This is a genomic window from Synechococcus sp. R50.1 (assembly GCF_047462115.1).
Lineage (GTDB): Bacteria > Cyanobacteriota > Cyanobacteriia > Thermostichales > Thermostichaceae > Thermostichus.
Genome location: NZ_JANSIN010000077.1, coordinates 1 through 5,261, shown reverse-complemented (window position 1 = coordinate 5,261; position 5,261 = coordinate 1). Strand labels below are relative to the sequence as shown.

Annotated in this window: 5 protein-coding genes; 4 read left to right on the top strand and 1 reads right to left on the bottom strand. The window is 58.0% G+C overall.

Going from position 1 to position 5,261, the window contains the following annotated elements; all coding sequences use genetic code 11:
- The first annotated feature begins 508 nt into the window (after window positions 1-508).
- The 3 genes from eda to NW870_RS12725 are packed head-to-tail and all read left to right on the top strand — an operon-like array spanning window position 509 to window position 2,280.
- Entirely contained in the window at window positions 509-1,222 is a 714-nt protein-coding gene (gene eda / locus NW870_RS12735; RefSeq protein WP_414375610.1) for a bifunctional 4-hydroxy-2-oxoglutarate aldolase/2-dehydro-3-deoxy-phosphogluconate aldolase, read from the top strand.
- Window positions 1,223-1,247: 25 nt separating this feature from the next.
- Window positions 1,248-1,739 (top strand): rRNA maturation RNase YbeY, encoded by a 492-nt coding sequence (gene ybeY / locus NW870_RS12730; protein ID WP_414343558.1) that lies wholly within the window; start codon window positions 1,248-1,250, stop codon window positions 1,737-1,739.
- Window positions 1,723-2,280 (top strand): diacylglycerol kinase family protein, encoded by a 558-nt coding sequence (locus NW870_RS12725; RefSeq protein WP_414375609.1) that lies wholly within the window; start codon window positions 1,723-1,725, stop codon window positions 2,278-2,280. The genes ybeY and NW870_RS12725 overlap by 17 nt, the downstream gene beginning before the upstream one ends.
- 24 nt (window positions 2,281-2,304) lie before the next feature.
- Here NW870_RS12725 and thrB read toward each other — a convergent pair whose 3' ends face one another.
- A complete protein-coding gene (gene thrB, locus NW870_RS12720; protein WP_414355493.1) occupies window positions 2,305-3,231 on the bottom strand; it encodes a homoserine kinase in 927 nt (308 codons plus the stop codon).
- A gap of 303 nt (window positions 3,232-3,534) precedes the next feature.
- Between thrB and NW870_RS12715 the strand changes: the two genes are divergently transcribed.
- Window positions 3,535-4,770 (top strand): anion transporter, encoded by a 1,236-nt coding sequence (locus NW870_RS12715; RefSeq protein ID WP_414375607.1) that lies wholly within the window; start codon window positions 3,535-3,537, stop codon window positions 4,768-4,770.
- Window positions 4,771-5,261: the final 491 nt, after the last annotated feature.

Below are 5,261 nucleotides of genomic sequence, written 5' to 3'. Positions count from 1 at the left end.
ATCTAAAAAAACCAACTTCATCCTCTTTCCTCTATAAATTACTCTCTCTATCCTAACATAAGATCAACACGACCTAGGAAATGACGATAAACTGGCCGCTCACCTGCTGGCAAACCTCACGCTTAGAAGGCCAACCAAAAAGTTGCCTCATACAGACGGGATACCTTGCGGCACCTTTGGTTTGAGGAATCTTCCTCCTCTTCTCTGCTGAGTTCAGCACCGGTTAGGGAGACAACAAGGCCAGAGCAGGAACCAGCAACGCCGTGAAAAGCTGGGAAAAGCAAACACTCCGGCAAAGGCCACGAACGCGCAAACAGTTGCCCCTATAAAACACCGGCTTTGCTTGTTCCTGAGTCATCTGCTAGGCTTTCCCTTGAAAGAAAAGACGTTTAGGCTTTATGGTTTGTCATTATTTCATTGGCAGGCTGACTTTTTCGTTTTTGGATTGCAATTAAACTTAAGCTAAACCCAAGCAACTGCAAAACACTGAGCGGGTATTTTCCTACAGATGGCATTCGAGGATGCTGAGTGCAGTTTCAGAAAAGGGTCACAGCACCCCTGGCTACTCCATCTGTGGCAGCAGCCGCTGATCGCGGTGATCCGCCTCTGTGCCAGCCCAGCCCAGGCCCTAGAGGGATCCATGCTGGCCATCCGGGCCGGGATCCGCCACATTGAAATCACCACGCAAGTTCCCCAATACCTGGAGTTGATTGCCCAACTGCGGCAAGACCACCCGCAGTGTTGGATAGGGGTGGGCACTGTTCTCAATCGACAGATGGCGGAGCAGGCTTGGCAGGCAGGAGCCCAGTTTTGCGTTTGCCCCTTCACCGATGAGCAAGTCATCCGTTGGGGTCGGGAAGTAGGGCTGCCCATCGTGCCCGGTGCCCTCACCCCCGGCGAGATCTGGAGGGCGTGGCAGGCGGGGGCAACGGCAGTGAAGGTGTTTCCGGTGGAGAGCATGGGGGGATCCCGCTACCTGCGCCATCTACAATCGGTGCTGGGATCCCTGCCGTTGATCCCCACAGGGGGAGTCACCTTGTCCGGGGCAGCGGAATACCTGCAAGCAGGGGCCTGGGCGGTCGGCGTTGCCGGAGATCTGTTCCCGCCAGAGGATTTGCATTCGGGCTGCCATGAGCTGGAGAATCGACTACGACAGGCGCTGAAACAGCTGGCAGAGCAAAGAAGCAAAACCTGGCCCAATCTGGGCAAACCAGTAGAATAAGGGGCGTGGTGTGAGTGAGGCCCGCATGGATGGATTTTTAGATCTCTATCTGCAATTCAACATCCCAAGCCCGATTGAAGAAGCCACTTGGCGTCATTGGTTCGAGATCTGGCTGAAAGAGCTGGGAGTACAGGAGCCATGCGAGCTCAGCCTTTGCCTCACTTCCGATGAACACATCCGCCAGCTCAACCGCGAGTTTCGCCATCTCGACGAGCCCACCGATGTGTTGGCCTTTGCCGCGCAGGAGATGTTTGCCCCCTTTGAGATCCAAGACGTAACGGGGGTACGCCTGCTGGGGGATATTGTGATTTCGGTGCCCACCGCCCGCGCACAAGCCAAGGCGCAGGGGCATCGTCTTTCGCAAGAGTTGGCCTGGTTGGCCAGCCACGGGTTGCTCCATCTGCTGGGGTGGGATCACCCGGATGAACTGTCCCTGCAGCGCATGTTGCAGCAACAGCGACAGTTGCTCGCAGCCATCCAACTGGATGGGGAGGTGGCCCATGGCCAACAGCCCTAGTCGGTTGCCGGAGCGTTCTCACCTGGCGGTGTTCCGGCGGCGCGTCCATTCCGGGCCCACCGGTGTAGACCCAGCGCCTATCTCTGAGGCCGATCCCGCAGCAACTGCCGAGCCTTCGGGGATGGATCCCTGGCGACGCCCCCCCTCTTGGCAAGTGGCTGACAACCTGGGCAAAAGTTTTTACTACGCGGGCAAGGGCTTGGTCTATGCCATCTGCACTCAGCGCAACTTCCGCATCCACATGGCGGTGGCGGTGATAGCCTTTGGCCTTGGGCTGGGCCTGCGGCTGAGCGCTGTGGAAATGGCCCTGATCAGCCTGACCAGCGGCTTGGTGATGGCGCTTGAGCTGGTCAATACCGCTCTGGAAGCGGTGGTGGATCTCACCCTGGGCAGCAAGTATCACCTCTTGGCCGAGATCGCCAAAGATTGCGCGGCAGCAGCCGTGTTGATGGCGGCAGCGGCATCCTTGATGGTGGCGGCTTGGCTATTTCTTCCGCCTTTGGTGTTGCTGCTGCAAGACGGCTTCCCGGCAGCAGGGTAGCTCCCCGATTGGACAGGAAGTTTCCTATCCAGATTGCTGGGAGTGGATCACCACCCGCCCCCCCTGCCGATCCAGATTGAGCAGTTTGGCCTCTGCTTCAATATCCAACTGCGCCCAAGCGCTGACCATCGCGGATCCCACCCGTTCCCGATTCTCGGGAGCACAGAGGGCCAAAAGGGTAGGCCCGGCTCCGCTGATCACCACTCCATAGGCTCCGGCAGCCATGGCTGCAGCTTGAACCGTTTTGAACCCGGTGATCAGCTCCATACGCGCCGGCTGGTGCAGCCGATCCTGCAGGGCCACCTTCAGCCAGTCCACCCGCCCCGACTGCAGGCTGCGGATGAGTAGGCCCAGATGGCTGCTGGAAAAAACTGCATCCGCCAAGCTGACGGATTTGGGCAGGATCTCGCGGGCCGCTTGGGTGGAAAGCTTAAAGTTGGGCACCACAGCCAGGATGCCAATGCTCTCATGCCACTCCACCGGACAGAACACCCACTGCCCCTGCTGTCCCTGCACACAAAGCTGACAACTGCCCTGCAGGGCGGGCACCACATTGTCTGGATGGCCTTCTAGGGCAATGGCCAGTTGTAGGAGGGTTTCGGGAGCTAAGTTAAGCGCCCCAATGGCATTGGCCCCCAGCAAGCCGCCGACAATGGCGGTAGCAGAACTGCCCAACCCCCGCGCCAGCGGCACGTTGAGGGTGATTTCGATTTCTACCCCCGGCACAGGCTTACTCAGCAGCTCAAAGGCGCGGCAAAAAGCCCGGTACACCAGGTTGTCCTTGCTCTGGCTAATGTGGTCGCTGCCGCGGTAGTGGATGCTGAGGCCAGAAGGGATCTCGCGAAAATAGAAGTGATTGTAGAGCTCTAGGGCTGCACCGATGCAGTCGAACCCTGGCCCCAAATTGGCGGTGGTGGCCGGGACGATCACCTCTACGCGTTCTTTGACCAAGGGGACAACTCCTCAGTGAACGGCGGGTAACTCAATGTTTGCGGGTTAGTGCCTACGGGCTCCCATTATCCTACGAACGATGGCCGAACCTTGGATATTCTCCCCACCTCTGCTCAGCCTGCAGCTTGCCGAGGCGAACGCGCTGGCCCAGCGGAGCTGTTGGACTGTCTCGAAAGATTCCTGACCGTGATTGGTTCTTGTGACCTATTGGGTATCGGGAATATTGGGCCTGTTTCAACTCCAGCCTTTGCCATTGGCTAAACCCATCAGGGATCCTGAAAGAAGTGGGGGAGGGATTGAGGGGTGCAGAGGCTGGCTTGGTTGGTGTTGGGCCTGAGCTATGTCGGGCTGGGACTGGGATCCCTGCCCAGGCTGCGTATGAACCGGGCCACCATCGCCCTGGTGGGATCCGCCCTGTTGATTGGCTTGGGGACCTTGTCGCTACGGCAGGCTTGGGAAGCCATTGACCCGACCACGATTGTGTTTCTCCTGAGCATGATGGTGGTAAATGCCAGCTTGTCCTATGGGGGGGCTTTTCAGTTGGCTTTGCTGGGCTTGATTCGGGTGAGCCGCAGCCCCTTTGGTCTGTTGATCATGCTGGTGTTCGGCAGCGGGCTGCTCTCGGCTTTCCTGCTCAACGACACGCTGGCGCTGGTATTCACCCCCCTAACTTTGCAAGTCACAACGGTGTTGGGGTTAAACCCGATCCCCTACCTGCTGGGCTTGGCGGCAGCCACCAACCTGGGATCCGTCGCCACCTTGAGCGGCAACCCGCAGAATATTTTGATCGGCTCCTTCTCTGGGATCGGCTATCTGGAGTTTGCTGCCCAGATGACCCCCATTGCCGTGGTAGGGCTGCTGCTGGAAGTGGGGTTGCTGTGGTTGTACTACCCTGAGGTGCGCTCGTTGAAACCCTTTGCCCAGGTGCCTTGGCTACCGCTGCGGCTCTATCCGCCCCTGTTGCGCAAGAGCGTGGTGATTACGGGGGGGCTGTTTGTGGCCTTTGTAGCCGGACTTCCCTTGGCAGAATCGGCCTTGGTGGCGGCAGCCCTGTTGTTGATTACCCGCAGGCTGAAGCCGGAGCGATTTTTGGGGCAGGTGGACTGGAATCTGCTGGTGATGTTTTCCGGGCTGTTCATCCTAACGCGGGCAACGCGAGAGCTGGTCACTGTTTGGGGGATGGGCTTGGGATCCTTGGCAGAGAGTCTGGCGGGATCCCCTCTTGCCCTGCTGAGCAGTGTGGCCGTTTTGTCCAACATCATCTCCAATGTGCCGGCGGTGCTGTTGCTGCAATCGTTGCTCCCTCGGCAGGAGACTACCGCTTGGTTGTTGCTGGCTGCCGGCTCCACTTTGGCGGGCAATTTGACTCTATTTGGGGCGGTGGCCAATCTGATCACGGTTGAGGCAGCGGCCAAAAAAGGCTATGTGCTTTCGTTTGGGGAACATCTGCGCTTTGGCCTGCCCCTCACTCTGCTGACTTTGGGGTTCAGTGGGTTGTGGCTGTGCCAGCCCTTTCTGTCTTCCCCATCGCTCAGATGACCTCTGCGAGGGTTGTGACCAAGAAAACTGGGTTGCAAGCCCCGCCCCAAGGCCTACGGCCCGCTGACGCGACTAGGGCGGCTTTGTGCTAAAACTAACCCTAGAATGCAACCCCCAATGGGCCTCTGAATGTACTTTGTTCGCAAGCTAAAGTTGGGACTTTCGGAACAATTGCATCGTTTAGCTTTAGCGGCGGGGGACTTGTATTCCAAAACTCTAGTTGCCTTCTGGCGAGTGGTACGCAAGAAAGGCTTGTGGTTAAAGCCCTCGAGTTTGATGCGCTGGTTTCCCAACAGTAGTGGAAACCAACTTCACGCCCATAGTGCTGATGCAGTGGTACAAAGTTTCTTTGCTTCTCTGAAGTCTTGGTACAAGCGTCGCAAAACGGATCCCAACGCCAAGCCCCCCAAAAGGCGGCGGCGCTACTTCAAGGTCATCTGGAAGTCCTCTGCCATTAGGGTTCGGGGTGGGAAGTTAGTTCTTTCCAACGG